Annotated in this window: 14 protein-coding genes and 1 riboswitch; of the genes, 7 read left to right on the forward strand and 7 right to left on the reverse strand. The window is 75.7% G+C overall.

Features of this window, described 5'->3' with window-relative positions; translation table 11 throughout:
* Positions 1 to 168 precede the first annotated feature (168 nt).
* Positions 169 to 867: a hypothetical protein gene (locus tag ACFT55_RS06235; RefSeq protein ID WP_380242669.1), complete on the reverse strand. Its 699-nt coding sequence runs from the start codon at positions 865 to 867 to the stop codon at positions 169 to 171.
* A gap of 75 nt (positions 868 to 942) precedes the next feature.
* Between ACFT55_RS06235 and ACFT55_RS06240 the strand changes: the two genes are divergently transcribed.
* Entirely contained in the window at positions 943 to 1,623 is a 681-nt protein-coding gene (locus ACFT55_RS06240; RefSeq protein WP_380242671.1) for an IMPACT family protein, read from the forward strand.
* A gap of 65 nt (positions 1,624 to 1,688) precedes the next feature.
* Here ACFT55_RS06240 and ACFT55_RS06245 read toward each other — a convergent pair whose 3' ends face one another.
* From ACFT55_RS06245 to ACFT55_RS06255, 3 genes are all read right to left on the reverse strand, one after another.
* Positions 1,689 to 3,104 carry a UTP--glucose-1-phosphate uridylyltransferase gene (locus tag ACFT55_RS06245; protein ID WP_380242673.1) on the reverse strand — a complete coding sequence of 472 codons (1,416 nt, stop codon included), beginning with the start codon at positions 3,102 to 3,104 and terminating at the stop codon, positions 1,689 to 1,691.
* Between the two features lie 49 nt (positions 3,105 to 3,153).
* Positions 3,154 to 3,774 carry an L-threonylcarbamoyladenylate synthase gene (locus ACFT55_RS06250; RefSeq protein WP_380242676.1) on the reverse strand — a complete coding sequence of 207 codons (621 nt, stop codon included), beginning with the start codon at positions 3,772 to 3,774 and terminating at the stop codon, positions 3,154 to 3,156.
* Positions 3,775 to 3,839: 65 nt separating this feature from the next.
* On the reverse strand, positions 3,840 to 4,862 hold the full coding sequence (locus ACFT55_RS06255) for a threonine/serine dehydratase (protein ID WP_380242678.1): 1,023 nt from the start codon (positions 4,860 to 4,862) through the stop codon (positions 3,840 to 3,842).
* Between the two features lie 94 nt (positions 4,863 to 4,956).
* Here ACFT55_RS06255 and ACFT55_RS06260 point away from each other — a divergent pair, with 94 nt between their 5' ends.
* Positions 4,957 to 5,928 (forward strand): LysR family transcriptional regulator, encoded by a 972-nt coding sequence (locus ACFT55_RS06260; RefSeq protein ID WP_380242680.1) that lies wholly within the window; start codon positions 4,957 to 4,959, stop codon positions 5,926 to 5,928.
* A gap of 66 nt (positions 5,929 to 5,994) precedes the next feature.
* Entirely contained in the window at positions 5,995 to 7,467 is a 1,473-nt protein-coding gene (locus ACFT55_RS06265; RefSeq protein WP_380242730.1) for a lipase maturation factor family protein, read from the forward strand.
* 26 nt (positions 7,468 to 7,493) lie between these two features.
* On the opposite strand, the gene ACFT55_RS06270 is transcribed toward ACFT55_RS06265, so the two are convergent.
* The 3 genes from ACFT55_RS06270 to ACFT55_RS06280 form a co-directional block, all read right to left on the reverse strand.
* The gene (locus tag ACFT55_RS06270; protein ID WP_380242733.1) at positions 7,494 to 9,314 is read right to left on the reverse strand and encodes an ABC transporter ATP-binding protein; all 1,821 of its coding nucleotides are present in this window, start codon (positions 9,312 to 9,314) and stop codon (positions 7,494 to 7,496) included.
* 65 nt (positions 9,315 to 9,379) lie between these two features.
* Entirely contained in the window at positions 9,380 to 11,404 is a 2,025-nt protein-coding gene (locus ACFT55_RS06275) for an ABC transporter ATP-binding protein (RefSeq protein WP_380242682.1), read from the reverse strand.
* Between the two features lie 53 nt (positions 11,405 to 11,457).
* Entirely contained in the window at positions 11,458 to 13,155 is a 1,698-nt protein-coding gene (locus ACFT55_RS06280; RefSeq protein ID WP_380242685.1) for a bifunctional hydroxymethylpyrimidine kinase/phosphomethylpyrimidine kinase, read from the reverse strand.
* A riboswitch (TPP riboswitch) is annotated at positions 13,146 to 13,262 on the reverse strand. (Overlaps the previous gene by 10 nt.)
* 78 nt (positions 13,263 to 13,340) lie before the next feature.
* Here ACFT55_RS06280 and ACFT55_RS06285 point away from each other — a divergent pair.
* The 4 genes from ACFT55_RS06285 (at position 13,341) to ACFT55_RS06300 (ending at position 17,011) form a co-directional block, all read left to right on the forward strand.
* Positions 13,341 to 13,976 (forward strand): hypothetical protein, encoded by a 636-nt coding sequence (locus ACFT55_RS06285; protein WP_380242687.1) that lies wholly within the window; start codon positions 13,341 to 13,343, stop codon positions 13,974 to 13,976.
* Between the two features lie 77 nt (positions 13,977 to 14,053).
* Entirely contained in the window at positions 14,054 to 14,809 is a 756-nt protein-coding gene (locus ACFT55_RS06290) for a YcnI family protein (protein ID WP_380242689.1), read from the forward strand.
* Complete coding sequence (locus ACFT55_RS06295; protein WP_380242692.1) at positions 14,806 to 15,450, forward strand: copper resistance CopC family protein; 645 nt, start codon at positions 14,806 to 14,808, stop codon at positions 15,448 to 15,450. Before ACFT55_RS06290 ends, ACFT55_RS06295 begins: the two co-directional genes overlap by 4 nt.
* A gap of 115 nt (positions 15,451 to 15,565) precedes the next feature.
* Positions 15,566 to 17,011, forward strand: coding sequence for a hypothetical protein (locus ACFT55_RS06300; protein ID WP_380242694.1), 1,446 nt, complete (start codon positions 15,566 to 15,568; stop codon positions 17,009 to 17,011).
* The last annotated feature ends 47 nt before the right edge of the window (positions 17,012 to 17,058 follow it).

The raw sequence follows: 17,058 nt of genomic DNA on the forward strand, positions 1-17,058 counted from the left end.
GGGTGACGACCCGCGGCACCCCTCCGTCGTGCTGGGCCCGGTGTCCGCGTCGACCGACCGACGTCGGCGAGGACACCGGTCGGCGGGGCCGCCCGGTCTTCTCTGCTCGGGTCTGTTCCGGTGCAGCACAGCACCTCGGTCTGTCAGGACGCTTGGCACACTATTTTTTCAGGAAGCTTCGGGAGCGGGCGTCTCTCGGCCGAGGTCGGGCACCCCCGCGTCCACCCAGGCGCGGCGCACCTGCTCGAAGCGTGTCGGCAGCGGGGCCCGCACCGCCCCGTACCGGGCGTTGGTCCGGTGCACGAAGCGTCGCCACGACAGCACCAGCCCCTGCCGGGTGATGGGCAGCCCGCTGGCGACCGTCGTGCCGTGGTCGTGCGTGTGGTGCACGGTCAGCAGCAGGGCCCGCGGGACAGAGCCCTCCAGCTCGGCCGCGAGCTCCGTGCGGACCACCATCCAGTGGCGCAGCACGAGCACCACCTCGGGCGGCAGGCGATGCTCGCGGACCGTGCGGTGCTTGCCGTGCCGCAGCACCACCCTCCCCTCCCCCGGCTCCCGCGCACCCCCGACCCGGCCCCGGCGGCTGGCCGCCGCAGCGTCGGGGCCGAGGTCGAGGTCTTCCGCCCGCACGCGCAGCAGGTCGCCGTACCTGGCGCCCGTCGCGCGCGTGAGGCCGGCGATCACGGCCAGGCGCACCACCTCGGGCTTGCCCCCTGGCCGCAGCGCCTCCACCGACAGCTCCCGCCACACCCACTCCGCCTCTTCCAGCGAGACGGTCGGTCGCGGGTAGCGCGCGGGGGGCGACCCTTCCGCAGGTTCGGCGGGCTGGTCCGGGAGGGGGGCGGACGTCTCAGGGTGCTGCGTCATGGGTCGATCCTGGCGCTTGGCACACTTTTTATGGGGAGGTCGTCGGCGTGTCGCCCGACGCCGTAGCCTCGAGCGGTGAGCAGCCCCGACAGCCCCGCCCCCGCGCCGCTCCCCGGGACCCTCGCCGCGGCAGTCGACCACGAGCTGGTGGTGAAGAAGTCTCGCTTCCTCGCGCGCGTGGCGCCCGTGGTGTCGGTCGAGGAGGCGGACGCCGTCGTCGCCCGGCTCCGCAAGGAGCTCTGGGACGCACGGCACCACTGCGTCGCCCTCGTCGTCGGCACGCACGCCGACCAGCAGCGCTCCTCCGACGACGGCGAGCCCTCCGGCACCGCCGGGGTGCCGATGCTCGAGGTGCTGCGCCGACGGCACGTGACCGACGTCGTGGCCGTCGTGACGCGCTACTTCGGCGGGGTCCTGCTGGGCGCAGGCGGCCTGGTGCGGGCCTACTCCGGCGCGGTCGCCGAGGCGCTCGACCTCGCGGCGGCCGGAGGGCTGCTCCGGCGCCGGGAGGTGCGCACCGAGGTGACCGTGGACGTCCCCCACGCCGACGCCGGCCGGGTGGACCACCTGCTGCGCGACTGGGCCGCCACGCACGACGCGGTGCTCGAGCCCCCGACGTACGCCGCCGTCGCCCGGCTCGCCCTGCTGGTGCCGCCCGCAGCGCTCCCCCGGCTCCGCGACGACCTCGCCGCGGCGTCCGCCGGAGCCCTCGTCCCCGAGCCGGGCGCCGACCGCGTCGTCGACCTCCCCGCCTGACGCTGAGGGTACGAAAACGGCGAGAATTCCGAGCTGGATTCACGCCGTTTTCGTACCCACAACGCTCAGGGGGTGACGCCCTCGGCGGTGACGGTGGCGCCGTCGGGCACGGCGGCGCGTCGGCCCTCGTCGGGCAGCGCGGCGTCCCCCTCGGCGCGCACCCCGGCACCGAACGTCCAGTCCCCGTCGACCGTGAGCGACGTCGCGGCGCGCAGCGACGGCGCCCCCGCCGCGAAGCGCTCGTCGAAGCGCGAGATCGTCTTGTAGGTCTTCGACAGCGTCACCAGCGGCACGTCGACCTGGGCGACCAGCCGGTAGTCGTCCGTGAGCTCGTACACGTCCGAGCGCATGAGCAGCAGGTCGCTCGTCGTCTTCACGGGCAGGAAGCGCTCGCGCCCCACCTCGATCGCCGTGGCCCCCTCGAACACGGCCACGGCCGCACCCATCGCCGACTCGATCTGCACGACGGCGGGCGAGGACGCGTCCGTCGGGTCCACGGTCTTCTCGTTGCGGATCAGGGGCAGCTCCAGCACCCCACCGGTGCGCTCGAGCTCCGCGGCCAGCGCCTCGAGGTCGAACCACAGGTTGTTCGTGTGGAAGTACGGGTGCACCGACGGGTCCAGCGACACCTCGACGTCGTCGGGGTGGGTCTGCGCCGTCTCCCGCTGCACGATGCGCCCGTCGCTCTTGCGCACCACGAGCTGCCCGCCCTTGACGTCCGCCGGGGACTTGAGGCACATCTCCGCCGCGTAGGGCGCGCCCGAGGCGGCGAACCAGGCAGCGATCACGCCGTCGGGTGCGGCGCCCAGGTTGTCCGAGTTGGAGACGCTCGCGTACCGGAAGCCGGCGTCCAGGAGGGCGCGCACGACGCCCGAGGCGTGGAGCGCCGGGTACAGGTCCCCGTGGCCGGGCGGGCACCACTCGAGCGTCGGGTCCGCGGGCCACTCGACCGGTTCGAGGTCGTCCGCGCGCAGCTTGGGCTCGCGGTTCTGCAGGAAGTCCAGGGGGAGGTCGTCGGTGGCGAGGTCGGTGTACGGCGCGAGCGCGGCGAGCGTGTCGTCGCGGGTGCGGAAGGAGTTCATGAGCACCAGCGGCAGCCGGGCGCCCGTGGCCTCTCGCGCGGCCCGCACCTGGCGGACGATGACGTCGAGGAAGCTCAGACCGTCCTCGCCGCCGCCCGGAGCGTCGTCGCGCACCGTCAGCAGCGACTTCGCCCGGTCCATGCCCATCGACGTGCCGAGCCCGCCGTTGAGCTTGATGATCGCGGTCCGGGCCAGCGCGTCCCGTGCCTCGGCGTCCGAGACGTCGAGGTCGGCGTGTCGCGGCAGGTCGACCAGGGGGTCGACGTCGGCCTCGCGCACCAGGCCCGTCTCTCCGGACTCGAGGAGGTGGTAGAAGCGGGTGAAGGTCTCGATCGCGGCGGGGGCGACGCCCTCCGCCGTCATCTTCTCTCGGGCCAGGGCCAGTCCGCGGTCGCTCATGAGCAGCACCCTAGCCGGGGCCGCGCGCCGCCGAGCGGCCGTCCGCGCCCTACTCGAAGCGGGACGGGTCGCCCGCGCCCACGCGCACGACCTCGGGGTATCCCTCCGACCAGTCGACGACGGTGGTGGGCTCGGCCACCACCTCGCCGCCGTCGACGACGGCGTCGACCACGTGGTCGAGCTCCTCCTTGACCTGCCACCCGTCGGTCAGCGGCTGCTCCTGGTCGGGCAGGATCAGCGTGGACGACAGCAGCGGCTCGCCCAGCTCGCGCAGCAGCGCCTGCACGATCGGCGAGGACGGGATACGCACACCGATCGTCCGCTTCTTGGGGTGCGCGAGCCGCCGCGGGACCTCGGCCGTGGCCGGCAGGATGAACGTGAAGGGGCCGGGGGTGGCGGACTTGATGGCGCGGAACGCCGTGTTGTCGAGCCGCACGAGCTGTCCGAGCTGCGCGAAGTCGGCGCACACGAGCGTGAAGTGGTGGCCCGCGTCGAGATGGCGGATCTGGCGGATCCGCTCGGTGCCGTCGTGCTGACCGACCCGGCAGCCCAGGGCGTAGCCGGAGTCGGTCGGATAGGCGATGAGCGCACCGTCGTTCAGCATCGCGACGACCTGCCCGACCGCCCGGGGCTGAGGGTCGACCGGGTGGACGTCGAAGTAGCGGGCCATGCCCGGAAGCGTATCCCCGGGCCGCGCTCCCCCACCCGGCGAACGCGACGCGCCCGCGGGGCCCGTCAGTCCGCGAGGGCGCGGCGCAGCTCGGTCTCGCTCGCGTTGCCGCCCGAGCAGACGACGCCCACCCGCCGGCCGGCGAACTGCTCCGGGTGGCTGAGGACGGCGGCCAGGGCCGCGGCGCCCGCACCCTCGGCGACCGTGCGCGCACCCGTGAGGTAGGCACGCTGGGCGGCGGCGATCGCGTCGTCGTCCACGAGCAGGAAGTCGGCGAGCCGGTCGCGCAGCACGGCCTGGGTGAGCGCGAAGCCGCACCCGACGGCGAGCCCCTCGGCGCGCGTGGCGTTGGGGGCGGTGCGCAGCTCGCCGGCGCGCCAGGAGTCGTGGGCGGCCGGGGAGGCGGCCGCCTGCACGGCGACCACCCGGAGCCCGGGCTCCAGCGCGGCGGCGACGAGACACGCGGCCGCGGCACCGGAGCCGCCGCCGACCGGGACGACGAGGACGTCGAGGTCGGGGGCCTGCTCGAGGAGCTCGAGGGTGGCCGTCGCGACGCCGGCGACGAGGACGGGCTCGTTGGCGGCACCCACGAGCCGTGCGCCGCAGGTGGCGGCGACCCGCCCGGCCTGCTCGCGGGCGTCGTCGAACGTCTCGCCGTGCAGCAGGACCTCGGCACCGAGCTCGCGCACCGCGCGCTCCTTGAGCGGGTTCGGGTGGTGGGGCATCACGATCGTGCAGGGGGTGCCGGTGTGCCGGGCGGCGTACGCGAGGGCCTGCGCATGGTTGCCGGTCGAGTACGCGACGATGCCGCGGCGACGCTCGTGGTCCTCGAAGCCCAGAAGGAGGTTGAGCGCGCCGCGCACCTTGAACGCGCCGGTGTGCTGGAGGTTCTCGTGCTTGACGACGAGGTCGACGCCGGCGGCGCCCGCGGCGGCGGCCGCGCGGTCGAGCTCCGGGTGGCGCAGCGCCGGCGTGCGGACCACGAGCCCGTCGATCCGCCGCGCGGCGGCCAGCACGTCCCGCATCGTCGGGGGCGCCGGCACGTCGCCGGAGGGCGGGGGTCCGGGCACGGAGGTCGAGGTCGTCATCATGGCAGCATCGCGCGCGGACGACTGATAGGTCCAATGCCTGTTCTGACTACCCGTCATAGGCACTGTCGATGTGTCGTCGTAGGCTGGCTCCGTGTCCGTCGAACCCGCTCCCCCGCCGCACCTCGATCTCACCCGGCTGCGCGTGCTCGCCGCGGTGGCGCGCACCGGCTCGGTGACCGCCGCCGCCCGCGAGCTCCACTATGCGCAGCCGTCCGTGAGCCACCACCTCGCGCGGCTCGAGGCGGAGGCAGGTCTCCCCCTGCTCCAGCGCGCGGGCCGCGGCGTGCGCCTCACCGAGGCCGGCCGGCTGCTCGCGGCGCGGGCCGAGGAGATCCTGGGCCGGGTCGAGGGCGCGCGCCGCGAGCTCGACGCTCTCGCCGGGCTGCGCGCGGGGCGGGCCCGGCTGGCCGCGTTCCCGTCGGCGCTGGCGACGCTCGTGCCCGCCGCGGTCGCCGGGCTGCGCGCCGCGCACCCCGGTCTCGGCGTCGGGCTGGTCGAGGCCGAGCCGCCCGAGGCGGTGGCCGCGCTCCAGGCCGGTGACGTCGACGTCGCCCTCGTCTTCCAGCACACCGACTCCCGGCACGCGCGCCCCGCGATGGACCTCTCACGGTTCGAGGTCACCGTCGTCCACACGGAACCGATCGCCCTGGTCCGGCGGGCCGCCGACGGGCCTGCCGACGGGCCTGCCGACGGACCTGCCGACGGACCGGGGGCCGACGCCGACCCGCCGCCGTTGACGGACCTGCGGGACGCCGCGTGGATCGCCGGCTGCGAGCGCTGCCGCGCCGACCTGGTGGCTCGGTGCGCGACGGCGGGCTTCTCGCCCCGCATCGCGTTTGAGACCGACGACTACGTGGCCGTCCAGGCGCTCGTCGCCTCCGGCGCGGGGGTGAGCCTGCTGCCGTCGCTGGCCCTGCGCGCGCACCGCAACCCCGACGTCGTCGCGCAGCACCTGCCGGGTGCGACGCGGCAGGTGCTCGCGCTCACCGTGGGGGCGCCCACGCCGGCGGCGCACGCCCTGGTCCAGCGGCTGGTCGAGGCGGGCGGCGCCGGCCGCGACTAGCGTGGGGTGGTGCCTGCGCAGCTCCTGGCCGCGCCGCCCGCCGAGCCGTCCCCCGGGCTCCCCTCCGTGCTTCCGCCGGGGCTCGCGACCTGGTTCGAGGGGTGGTGGGCCACCACGGACTACGACGTCGCGCGCGAGGTGCTGCAGCGCGGCGTCGCGGTCCTGCTGTGCCTGGCGTTCGTGCAGGCCCTCGCGCAGTTCCGCCCTCTGCTCGGGGAGCGTGGGCTGCTGCCCGTGCCGGCGTTCACGGCACGGGTCCGGTTCCGCCAGGCTCCCTCGCTGTTCCACGCCCACTACTCGGACCGCTTTCTCGTGGTGGTCGCGGGCCTCGGTACGGCGGGCGCCGCGGCTGTCGTCGTCGGGCTTCCGCAGGCGGGTCCCTGGTGGGTCACGACGCTGGTGCTGCTGGGGCTGTGGGCGGCGTACCTCTCGGTCGTCTCCGTGGGGCAGCGCTTCTACGGCTTCGGCTGGGAGACCCTGCTGTGCGAGCTGGCGTTCCTCGCGGCATGGTTCGGGTCGCCGGCGGTGCCCGTGCCGTTCCTGCTGGTCCTGGCGGCGCGGTGGTTGCTGTTCCGGGTGGAGCTGGGCGCCGGCCTGATCAAGTGGCGCGGCGATCCGGCGTGGCGCGACCTCACCGCCCTCGACTACCACCACGAGACGCAGCCCATGCCCGGGCCGTTCAGCTGGCACGCCCATCACCTGCCGCGCTGGTGGCACCGCACGGAGGTGGTGGGCAACCACGTGACGCAGCTGCTCGTCCCGTGGCTGCTGTGGCTGCCGCAGCCCCTGCCGAGCGTCGCGGGCGGCGTCGTCGTGCTGACGCAGGGGTGGCTCGTCCTCACCGGCAACTTCGCGTGGCTGAACTGGGCCACGATCGTCCTGGGTGCGGCCGCGGTGTCCGACGGCGTGTGGGAGGCCCTGCTGGGCCGGCGCAGCGCGGCGGCTCCCGTGCCGGTGCCGGGCACGCCGGTTGGCTACCTGGTCGTCGTGGCGCTGGTCGCCCTGCTGCTGGCCGTCCTGTCCGTGCGGCCCGCGCTCAACCTCGCGTCCCGGCACCAGAAGATGAACGCGAGCTTCGAGCCCCTGCGCCTCGTCAACGCGTACGGGGCGTTCGGCAGCGTCACCCGCCGCCGGGACGAGGTGGTGGTCGAGGGCACCCTGGCGGACCACCCCGGACCGGACGACTGGCGCGAGTACGCGTTCCGCGGCAAGCCCGGCGCGGTCGACCGTCGCCCGCCGCAGGTGGCGCCGTACCACCTGCGGCTCGACTGGGTGCTGTGGTTCGTGCCGCTGGGCGCCTCCGGCCCGTGGATCGCCCGCCTGTGCCTGCGGCTCCTGGAGGCCGACCCGGCCACCCTGCGCCTGCTGCGGCGCGACCCGTTCGACGGGGCCGCACCCCGCTGGGTGCGCATGCGGCTGTACCGCTACCGCTTCACGACGCGCGACGAGCGCCGCCGCTCGGGCGCCTGGTGGGTGCGCCACGAGCTGGCGACGCTCGTCGACCCGGTGGACCTGACGGCCCTGTCGCGGCTGCGGTGACGGGACGGTGACCGCGACGGTGGCCGTCAGACCAGCGAGTCCTGCCAGGCGGCGTTGAGGGCGGCATAGTGCCCGTCCCCCGCGGCCAGGTCGGCGGGCGTCCCGTCCTCGATCACGCGGCCGTGCTCCATCACGAGCACGCGGTCGGCGATCGCGACCGTCGACAAGCGGTGCGCGATGATGATCGCGGTCCGGTCGGCCAGCAACGTCTGCAGGCCGTGCTGCACCAGTCTCTCGCCGGGGATGTCGAGCGACGACGTCGCTTCGTCGAGGACCAGCACCGCGGGGTCGGCGAGGAACGCGCGCGCGAAGGAGAGCAGCTGCCGCTGCCCGGCGGACACGCGCCCGCCGCGCTTGTTCACGTCGGTGTCGTACCCCTCGGGCATGTCCATGATGAACTCGTGCGCCCCGACGGCGCGGGCCGCCGCCTCGATGTCGGCCTGCGGGGCGCCCGGCCGGCCGAGCGCGATGTTCTCCCGCACGGACCCGCTGAAGAGGTACGCCTCCTGCGTCACCATGACCACGGCGCGCCGCAGGTCCGGGGTCGACAGGTCGCGCACGTCCACGCCGTCGAGCAGCACACGGCCCTCGCTCGCGTCGTAGAACCGGGTGACGAGCTTCGCGAGGGTGGACTTGCCGGCGCCCGTGGTCCCCACCAGCGCGACGGTCTGCCCCGCCGGGATGGCGAGGTCGAGGTCGGGCAGCACCACCGGGCCGTCGCCGTAGCGGAACGTGACGTCCTGCAGGTGCAGGGCGCCTCGCGCGTGCGGCAGCGACACCGGACGGCGGGGCTCGACCACCGTCGGCTCCTCGGCCAGCAGCCCGGACACCTTCTCCAGCGCGGCCGTGGCGGACTGGAACGAGTTGTAGAACATGCCGAGCTGCTGGATGGGCTGGAAGAACCGCTTCACGTACAGCAGGGCGGCGACGAGCACGCCGACGTCGAGAGCGCCGGAGAACACCCGCCACCCGCCCACGGCGAGGGCAAGGGCGACCGCCACGTTGCCGATGAGCACCAGGCCCGGCTGGTAGCGGCCGTTGACGCTGAAGATCCGCAGGTTGGCGTCGCGGTACTCCTCGCCGAGCTTGTCGTACTCGGCCTCGGTGGTCGACTCCCGGCGGAACGCCTGGACGGCCCGCATGCCCGTCATCGTCTCGACGAACTTCACGATGAGCCGGGCGGACGTGGTGCGCTGCTCGCGGTAGAAGACCTGCGAGTGCTTCTGGAACCAGCGGGTCAGGAGCCAGGCCGGGACGAGGGCGACGGCCAGCACGAGGCCCGAGCGCCAGTCGAGCAGGAACAGGCTCAGGCCCGTGAAGACCATGAGCATCAGCGAGGACACGACGCCCGTGAGACCGCCGTCGAGCAGCTCGCGCAGCGCCTCGAGGTCGGACGTCTGGCGGCTGATGATGCGCCCCGACGTGTACGACTCGTGGAACTCCAGGCTGAGCAGCTGCGTGTGCCGGAACACCCGCCGGCGCAGGTCCAGGAGCACCCCCTGGGCGATGCGCGCCGCCTGCCGCACGTACGCGCCGGCGCACACGCCGCCCACGACGGCCGCGACGAGGTAGGCCGAGCCGACCAGCACCAGGGTGCCGACGTCGCCGTCCATCAGGTCGGGCACGGCCTCGTCGATCGCGAGGGACACGAGCCACGGACCGGCCACCTGGCCGAGCGTGGAGGCGACGACCAGGACGCCGGCGACGCCGAGGGCGCCGCGCCGGGGCCGCAGCATCTCGCCGAGCAGACGCATCGAGCGGGACCGGACAGCGCGCGAGGTCTCCTTGTCGAGGCGGGTGGCGTCGTCCGAGGTCGCGTCGGTGGGACGACGGCGCGCGTCGGTCACGTCGGCGGAGTCGGCGGGCTGGGCGGGATCGGCGGGACCAGCGGGACCGGGCGTGGTGGGGCGGCTCACCGGTTGACCTCCTCGGTCTGGGTCTGCTCGGACGGCTCCCGGTCGGCGTGCTCGGCGCACTCCTCCCAGTCCTGCTCGAGGCTGGAGATGACGTGCCGGTAGTGGGCGTCCGTCGCGAGCAGGTCGCTGTGGGTGCCCACGGCCGTGATCCGCCCGTCCTGGAGCACCGCGACGCGGTCCGCGAGCGCCACGGTGGAGGGGCGGTGGGCGATGACGAGGCTCGTGGTGCGGTCGAGCACGGCCCGCAGCCGGGTGGTGACGGCTTCCTCGGTCGCGACGTCGAGCGCGGACAGCGGGTCGTCGAGCACGAGCACGGCGGGTCGGGCGGCAATGGCGCGGGCGAGGGCGAGGCGCTGGCGCTGCCCGCCGGACAGAGACAGCCCTTCCTCCCCGATCCGCGTCTCGACCCCCTGCGGCAGGTCGGCGACGAAGCCGGCCTGGGCCACCTCGAGGGCCTCGTGCAGGCGACGCTCCCGTTCGGTCTCGGGCACGGCGTCCGGTCCTTCCTCGGGGACGCCGAGCAGCACGTTGTCCCGCACGGACGCGGAGAACAGCGTCGGGTCCTCGAAGGCGACCGCCACGGCGCGTCGCACGTCCTGGCGACGCATGCGCCGGACGTCCACGCCGTCGAGCAGGACCTCGCCGCCGGTGACGTCGAAGATGCGCGGCACCATCATCGCGAGGGTGGACTTGCCGGAGCCGGTGAGCCCCACGAGGGCGGTGGTCGTGCCGACGGGCAGGTCGAGGTCGACGTGCTCGAGCACGGGGTGGGCGGAGTCCTCGTACCGGAACGACACGTCGCGCAGCTCCAGCCGGCCGTGGGACTCGCCGACGTCGACGGGGTCGGTGGGGTCGGCGAGCGGGTTCGGGGTCTCCATGACCTCGAAGAAGCGGTCGACCGCGGTCCGGGCGTTCAGCGTCATCGAGAGCGTCATGCCGAGGTCGATCACCGGGCCGTTGATCACGGCGGCGGTGAGGAAGAACGCGACGAGGCTGCCGACCGTGATCTGGCCCTGCGCGGCCAGGACCGTGCCGAGCACGAGGCACACCGCGAGGGTGATCTCGGGGATGAGCTGCAGCGCGGTGGTGACGGTGGCCTGGTTGCCCGCCTTGCGGATCTCGGTCTGCCGCAGTTCCTCGGCCTGGTCGGTGAACGACTCGAGGGCGTCGCGACCGCGGCCGAAGGCCTTGAGGACGCGGATGCCGTGCACCGACTCCTCGACGGTGGTGGCGAGGTCGCCCGACTGGTCCTGCGACAGCCGCGCGATGACGCGGTAGCGGCGCGAGAAGCGGAACGCGATGACCGTGACGGGGATCGCGCCCGCGAGGTACACGAGGCCCAGCCAGCCGGCGGTGGCCAGGAGGATCCCGACGCCGACGACGATCGTCACGGCGCTGACCACGAGCTGCAGGAGGCCGAAGATCAGCCAGCGGCGCAGCAGGCCGAGGTCGCCCATGATGCGGCTGAGCAGCTGGCCGCCCGGCCACCGGTCGTGGAAGGCGACCGGCAGGTCCTGCAGGTGGCGGAACAGCGACATGCGCATCTCCGCCTCGATCCGCGTGCCGGGGTACATCACGAGGTTGCGGCGCAGCAGGACGAAGCCGGCCTCGGCGACGCCGAGCACGAGGACGAGGACGACGGGGACCACGAGGGCGCCGAGGTCGTGCGCCGCGGCGCCCTCGGCGAGCGGGCCCTCGACGAGCTCCTGGAGCACGCGCGGGATCGCGAGCGCCGCGAGGCTGGCGCCCAGCGCGGAGAACAGGCCGCCGACGAGGCGGGGCACGGCCGGCCGGACGTACGGGTAGAGCCGCCGGACGGACGCGATCGTCGAGAGCTCGGAGCCCGCGGGTGCGGCGGGGGCGGCTGCGCCGGGCGGGCCGGCGGACCCGCCCGGCGGGGTGCCGGGCGCGGCGGGTCGACGGGATGCGGAGGAGGCGGAGCTCCTCCGGGGACTGTCGGAGGGATCGGCGCTGCTGGCGCCTCGGCTGCTGCTGCGCGGTGCGCGCGTGGTGTCGGGCATCACAGTCATTCTCTCACCGGCCGCCGACACCCTTGCCCCGGTCACCCGGCATGTCACCCGATCGGGACACCGCTTACCGTCGTCCGGCGTGCCGGGAGCGCCGCGTCCTGCCCCGGAACGTCGCCCTGCTCGCGCTGCCCGGTCTGGTCGAAGAACGCCAGCTCGTGCCTGCACGACCCGTGGAAGGCTGCGGCCATCCGCTCCTGGACGACCGGGCCGGCAGCGCCGGCGACACGGCGGAGGATCGCGACGGCCTGCCGGGTCGCGGCGGCGAACGCCTCGTCGGCGTACGTGCCCAGCCAGGCCGAGTACGGATGGCCCGGGCGGTCCAGGGCCGCCAGCCGCTCGCCGACGTCCTGGTAGATCCAGTAGCAGGGCAGGACGGCCGCCACGAGGGTCGCGTAGTCGTCGCCGGCGGCACGCAGGTGCTCCAGGTAGGCGGCCGTGGTGGCGCTGGCCGGGACGTCCCGGGGCTCGCCCCCCAGCCAGCGCGTGTGCAGGTCGAGCTCGGTCACGAGCGCACCGTGGGCCCCGCCCGCCCAGAAGGCCTGCTCGGCGCGGGTGGGTGCGAGCTGGCTGACGCGGGCGAGGCAGCGCGCGTACTCGCGCAGGTAGATCGCGTCCTGCTCCAGGTAGGTGCGGAAGTGCCCGGGGGCGAGCGACCCGTCACCGAGAGCACGCACGAAGGGCAGGTCGTCGACGGCCGCACGCACGGGTGCCGCGTGGTCCCACCAGCGCGCGACGACGTCCCGCCCCGCCGGGCCGCCGTCTGGTTCTGGAGCCGGTGCTGGAGCCGGCTCGGGAGCCACGGCGCCGGACGGCGTGCTGCCCGCCAGGTGGTCGACCGGACCGTGCCCGGCGCCGACCCGCAGCGCCTCCCCCGCACGGATCGCCGCGGTGAGCCACGCCTTCGTGCCACGCAGGGCCTCGGCCCAGTCGCCGGTGCGGACGTACCGGACGGCCAGGCCGCTGGACAGCGAGCAGCCCGTCCCGTGCGTGGCCGTGGTGCGGACGCGCTCGCCCGGGACCTCGACCAGCACGCCGTCCGGGCCCACGAGCGCGTCCGGCGCGCCGGCGTCGGCACCGGCACGCGCGCGGGACCCGTCGAGGTGCCCGCCCTTGGCGAGGACGAGCACGTCGTACCGGGCGGCGAGACGCCGCGCCTGCCGGAGCGCCGCGGCCCAGTCGGCGGCGGGCGGTTCCTCGGCGAGCACGGCGAGCTCCGGCAGGTTCGGGGTGACGACGTCGACCCGGGGCAGCAGGTCCCGCACCGCACGCTCGGCCGCCGCGTCGAGCAGACGGTCGCCGCTGGTGGCCACCATCACCGGGTCCAGCACCACCGGGGGGCGCGACGACGTGGCGCCGCGCGGCAGCCCGTCCAGCCAGGCCCCCACGGCGCGCGCGACGGGCGCGGACGCGAGCATGCCGATCTTCACGGCGTCGATCGCCACGTCGTCGGCCACCGCCTCGAGCTGCGCGGTGAGGAACTCCGCCGGCGGGACGTGCACGCCGCGCACGCCCCGGGTGTTCTGCGCCGTCAGCGCGGTGAGCGCCGCCATCCCGTACCCCCCGGCCGCTGCGACGGCCTTGAGGTCCGCCTGGATCCCGGCTCCCCCCGACGGGTCGGAGCCGGCGACCGCGAGCACGCGGGGCCGGCGAGGGGCGGCTGTGGTGGCGGCGAGCGGGCCGCAGCCCACGCCGGTGGAGACCTCGGTGGAGTCGGAGCTGTCGTGACGCGCGCGCACGCTCATGTCGACATCCCTTCGCTAGTACGAGCTAGATCAGGTTCGACGGGTGTGATCTCAGCGTCTCGTCGCCGGCCGGGGCCGACGGGCGAGAGGCACCCCGTGTCGTTCGGCGTCACGGTAGCCCACCGCCCGCGGGGACCGCTCGCCCGTCCGCCAGGGAGCTCCCCCGCCCGGGATAGGGTGCGGGGGTGTCCGTGGTCGTCCGTCGTGTGCGCGAGCTTCTCGTCGCCGGCACGACGCTCAGCATCGCGGCCGCCGCGCACCTCGTGGCCGGTGGCACGCTGCCCGGCACCCCCCTGGCCTGGCTGGTCGTCCTGGCGCTGTCCGCGCCGCTGGCCGTGTGGACCGCGCGCCGTCGCCTGACGCTGCGCCGCCTGCTGCCCGCCATGGTCGCGCTGCAGCTCGTGCAGCACACCGCGCTGTCGGTCCTCGGCGCGGGCGGCGGCGGGACCGGCTCGGCCACCGCCCTGACGGGGCACGCCGCCCACGACCTCGGCCCTGGCTCCCTGCCGCCGGCGACCGCCGCGGTGCTCCATCACCACGCCGCCGTGGGCGGGACGGCCTCCTGGATGCTCGCCGCGCACGCCGCCGCCGTCGTGCTCACGGCCCTGCTGCTCGCGGCCGGTGACCGGGCCGCCGCCAACGTCGTCGCCCACCTGCGGCACGTCGCCGTCCTGGTGCAGAGCGCGCCGGCGCTGCCCGTGGCACGCCGGCGGACGGTCGTCAGCGCCGCAACCTGGAGCCCGCGACCCGGGAACGCCCGCCGCCGCCCCGCGCCTCGCGGGCCCCCGCGGCTGTCCGGCGCCCTCCTGCGCGCCGCCTGAGCCTGCCCTGGTCCGAGGTCGGACGAGGGCAGGTCCCTCGTCGTCCCACGACTCTCGACACTCTGGAGCAGACAGCCATGTCCACGACCACCCCTGCCCGTGCCCGGCGCACCCGCCGCCTCGCCGGTACCGCCGCCCTCGCCCTCCCCGCGCTCGTGCTGGCGGCCGGCGCCGCGTCGGCGCACGTGACGGTGACGCCCGACTCGGCCGCGGCCGGCGCGTACGCCACCTTGACGTTCAAGGTCCCCAACGAGTCCGCCGACGCCTCGACCACCCGGGTGAAGGTCACCCTGCCGTCCGACACCCCGTTCACCAGCGTGTCGGTCGAGCCGGTGCCGGGCTGGACCGCGAAGGTCACCCAGGCTCCCCTGCCCGAGCCCGTCGAGGTGCACGGCACCGAGGTCACCGAGGCGCCCGCGGCCGTGGTGTGGACCGCCGACGACGCGGACGCCGCCATCGCGCCGGGCGAGTTCCTCCGCTTCACCGTGTCGGCGGGAGCCGTCCCCGAGGGGGTCGACGCCCTCACGCTGCCGGCCACGCAGACCTACTCCGACGGGGAGGTCGTCCAGTGGGACCAGGAGGCGACCGGCGACACCGAGCCCGAGCACCCCGCTCCGGTGCTGCACGTCGAGCCTGCGACCACCGAGGGCGGGCACGGGGACGCCGCGTCGGCGGGCACGGCGGCCACCACGGGCACGGCCGACGCCGGTGACGGGTCGGGCGACACGCTGCCCCTCGCGCTGGGCGCCGCCGGCCTCGGCCTCGGGCTCGTGGGCGCCGTGACGGGTTTCGTCGCGCTGGCCCGCACGCGGACCCGGACGGCGCAGCGGTGACGCCGCGCGGACGGGACGCGCGCCGCGGCGGAGCCCGGCGCACGCTGCTCGCGGGCATCGGTGCGCTCGGGCTCGCCCTGGCGGGCGCGGTTGGCGCGGCCGCGCCCGCGAGCGCCCACAACGTCGTGGTCGGCTCGACCCCCGAGGCGGGCTCCACGGTCACCCAGGCGCCTGACTCCGTCGACATCACGTTCGACGACGTCGTGCTGAACCTGTCCGCGGACGGGTCCAGCACCGTGGTCTCGGTGACGGATCCCGCCGGAGCCGAGCGCGCCACCGGGTGCCCCACCACCCAGGACCGGACGGTGTCGGTGCCGGTGTCGCTCGGTCCTGCGGGCACGTACACCGTCGACTGGCGCATCGTGTCGGCCGACGGTCACCCGACCAGCGGGAAGTTCTCGTTCACGTACGACCCGCCGGCCGGGTCGTCCCCGGCGGACCCGGCGTCCCCGGCAGCGGGGTCGGCGGCCTGCGGCGCGTCGGCGGCGCAGCCCGACGGCCAGGACGCCGGAGCCGGCACGGGCGCGGACGAGGGCGGGGCGTCGGACCTGGTCGTGGTGCTCGGCATCGCGGGCGGGGTGGTCGTCCTCGCGGGCGCGGCCGTCCTCGTGGCGCTGCGCGTGGCGCGCCGGCGCGGCTGACGCGACCCGCGCGGACCTGTGCGGAGGACGACCGGGGGCGACGTGGTCGGGCAGGGGCCCGGTCACGCCGCCCCCGGCTCTCCACGCCGGGCGGACGCCGCCTACGATGCCGACCATGGATGCGGGGCAGATCGTCGGGATCGCGACGGGCGTCGTCGTGGTGGTGGTGCTGGTGACGGCGGTGGCCGTGTGGGCCGCGCGCCGCCGGAGGGCCGCACGCCAGAGGGTGTCGGCACGGGAGGCGGAGCTGGGTCGGCTCGGCGCGGAGGCCGGTTCGGCGCTGGTGCGCACCGACGAGCGGGCCCGCCTCGCCGAGGACGAGCTCGCGTTCGCGGTGGCCGAGCTCGGTGAGCGCGAGACCCGCGACCTCGCCCCGACCCTGCGGCGGGCGCGGGAGAGTCTCGGCGAGGCGTTCCACCTCAACCAGCTGCTGCACGACGAGATGCCGGACACCGACGAGCAGCGGCAGGAGTGGTCGGCGCGGGTCGTCGACCTGTGCCGCTCGGCCGGCGGCTTCCTGGACGAGCTCGACCGCGGCCTGGCCGGGCTGCGGCAGACCGTGCGGGCGACGCCGGACGTCGTCGCCCGCGTCGACGGCGAGCTGGCGCGGGTGCGCGAGGCCATCCCCGCCGCGCGCGCGGACCTCGAGCGGCTGCGGGGCCAGTACGCCGAGCGGGCGCTCCTGCCCGTCGCGGACAACCCGGACCAGGCGGAGCGGCTCCTCGAGTTCGCGGGCCGCAGCGCGGCCGCGGCGCGCAAGCGGCTGACGACCCAGCAGGTGGCCGAGGCAGGAGCGGCGGCGCGGGCGGCCGAGGAGGCCGTGCGCCGGGCAGAAGGCCTGCTGCGCGCCGTCGACGACTACGAGGCCGAGGCGCTGCGCGCCGAGGCGGCCCTGGGGGCGATCGTCGCCGAGTCGCGGGCTGAGCTCGCCCAGGCGCGCGCCCTGCCGGCCGCGGAGCGGGCGGGCCGGATCGACGGCGCGGTCGACGCGCTGGAGAGCGCCCTCGCGGCGCTGCCCGCCCCCGGTGAGCCGGGCGACCCGGTCGACGCGCTGACCCGCGTGCGCGAGGCCAACACCGCGCTCGACGACGCGGTGGCCGAGCGGGCGGAGCGTGACGAGCGCGTCCGGCGGGCCGTCGCCCGCCTCGGTCCCGCGCTCGACGACGCGGAGCGGCAGCTCGTGGCCGCGCGGTCCGTGGTCGACGACTACCGCGCACCCGTGGGGCCGGACGCGCGCACGCGCCTCGCGGAGGCCGAGCGCGAGGTGGCGCAGGCGCGCACCGCCGACGACCCCGAGCGCGCGTTCTCGGCGGCGCGGCGGGGTGCCGCCCTGGCCGCGGAGGCCGCGACGCTGGCTCACCGCGACATCGCGCGCGCCGGCCAGGGGCAGCGGTGGGACGGGGGCTACAACGGCGGGTACGGCGGGTACGACGGCGGCTGGCAGGGTGACCGCCGTCGCGGGGGCCGGAGCGGCTCGGACGTCTTCGGCGCCGTGCTGGGTGGGATGGTGCTCGGCGGGATCCTCGACGACGTCGGGGACCTCGGGGACATGTTCGACTGACCGGTCCGGCGGGTTGGCGCGACGGACGGTGCGTGCCACCGACGCCG

The sequence above is a fragment of the Isoptericola sp. NPDC057191 genome, from assembly GCF_042670225.1.
Taxonomy (GTDB): domain Bacteria; phylum Actinomycetota; class Actinomycetes; order Actinomycetales; family Cellulomonadaceae; genus Isoptericola.